Genomic DNA, 1,611 nt, shown 5'->3' with positions numbered 1-1,611 from the left:
ATTCAAGTGTGACTGACAGAATGCATTCGCGAGCAGGCTCGCTCCCACAGTTTTAGTCTATGGCGCACAAAAAAACGCCCGACCTTCACAGGCCGGGCGTTTTTGCATGTCCCCGGAAAATCAGGACTGACTGGTAGGCGTCGACGGAGCCGGCGCGGGAGTCGGAGTGGCTACCGGGGTTGGAGCCGAGGCAGAGTTTGCCGTGCTCGTCGGGGAGGCCGGTTTGGCGGCCGCGGCCGGCGCCTTGGGTGCGGCTGCTTTTGGCGCGGCCGGTTTTTTCACTGCGGGCTTTTTCGCCGCGGCCGGTTTGGCTGCGGCTTTTGCCGCTGGCTTGACAGCCGGTTTGGCCGCAGCTGGTTTAGCCGCCGCCGTCTTGGCCGCTGGCTTGGCTGCAGTTTTCGCCGCGACGGGTTTGGCCGCCGCCTTGGCTGCAGGCTTGGCCGCTGCGGTTTTGGCTGCTGGCTTGGCCGCTGCTTTGGCCGCAGGCTTGGCGACGGTTTTTGCCGCAGCCTTGACCAGTGGCTTGGCCGCCGTCTTCGCTGCAGGCTTGGCCGCCGCGGTCTTGGTTGCAGCGGGCTTGGTCGCGACCGGCGTGACCTTGGCCCCGGTGAGTTTTTCGATCTGCCTGGTCAGGGTGTCGACCTTGCTGTGCAGTTCCTTGACTTCATTGCGGCTCGGCACGCCCAGGCGGGAAATTGCACTGTTCAGACGTTTGTCGAAAGCCCCTTCCAGCTCATCCCACTTGCCCAGTGCACGATCCTTCACGCCGCCCATGCGCGACTTGGTGGACTCGGCAGAATCCTTGGCGGCATCGACTTGTTTGCCGACCGCCGTCTTGGTGAGTTTTTCGGCCTTCTCGCCGTCCTTGACCAGGGACTCGAAGAGTTTGCTGCCGTCAGTGTCGATCTTCGAGTACACGCCTAAACCAGCAAGCCAGATTTTGCGGGAGTACTTTTCAATCTTCCCGGCCCACGAGCTGCCTTCTTTTTCGGTGATTTTTTTGCCAGCCATCCCGTTCTCCTTAATGTTTACGCGCGACACGTTCGAGCAATGCCGTCAGCTCATCGAGCTTAGCAGAGAGTGTCTCAACGTCATGTTTAGACGGAATGCCGATACGATTCAAGGCACTTGCAACACGCGCGTCGAATACCTTCTCGACTTTGTCGAGTTGAACTTCGACGCGGGCCTTGAAAGTATTGACGTCGGTCTTGGCTTCGATCAGTTCGCTGTTCGCCGCTTCAAGTTTTCCGGCAATGTTCTTTTTGCCTTTGGTTTCAATAACTTCACCGGCCTTGACCAGCTCCTTGAAGTATTCGCCGCCCTCCTGACCGACCTTGACATAAGCGCCCAGGCCCGCCAGCCAGATCTTGCGCGCGTACGTTTTGACGTCGCCCAGCGTGGAAGAATCAATGTCGGTTTTTTTCTTCAGAATAACTTTGGCCATGGTGCACCTCACTCGAAGACAGGTTTGAGCAACTGCCCGCACAGGGTCGGGCCAAGGCACAAAGTAGTGAGAATAATTAGAAAGGGCACCCTAACAACTGGCATAAAACCTGGCGCGATGATTTCCCCTGTGGGGGGGGGGGTGCTCGCGAAAGCGGTGTGTCATTC

Annotated in this window: 2 protein-coding genes; both read right to left on the bottom strand. The window is 58.7% G+C overall.

All coding sequences use genetic code 11. The features are described from left to right. Positions 1-120 precede the first annotated feature (120 nt). Entirely contained in the window at positions 121-1,011 is an 891-nt protein-coding gene (locus ACE04F_RS00380) for a phasin family protein (RefSeq protein ID WP_486103984.1), read from the bottom strand. Positions 1,012-1,021: 10 nt separating this feature from the next. Next, the gene (locus ACE04F_RS00375; protein WP_486103982.1) at positions 1,022-1,444 is read right to left on the bottom strand and encodes a phasin family protein; all 423 of its coding nucleotides are present in this window, start codon (positions 1,442-1,444) and stop codon (positions 1,022-1,024) included. Between the last annotated feature and the right edge of the window lie 167 nt (positions 1,445-1,611).

It is taken from the genome of Pseudomonas sp. AGC41, assembly GCF_057334555.1.
This window is presented reverse-complemented; position numbering and strand designations above follow the sequence as displayed.

What these genes read in the sequence shown, in the direction of transcription:
- ACE04F_RS00380 (WP_486103984.1), bottom strand. Translation starts at nt 1,011, where the DNA reads ATGGCTGGCAAAAAAATCACCGAAAAAGAAGGCAGCTCGTGGGCCGGG.
- ACE04F_RS00375 (WP_486103982.1), bottom strand. Translation starts at nt 1,444, where the DNA reads ATGGCCAAAGTTATTCTGAAGAAAAAAACCGACATTGATTCTTCCACG.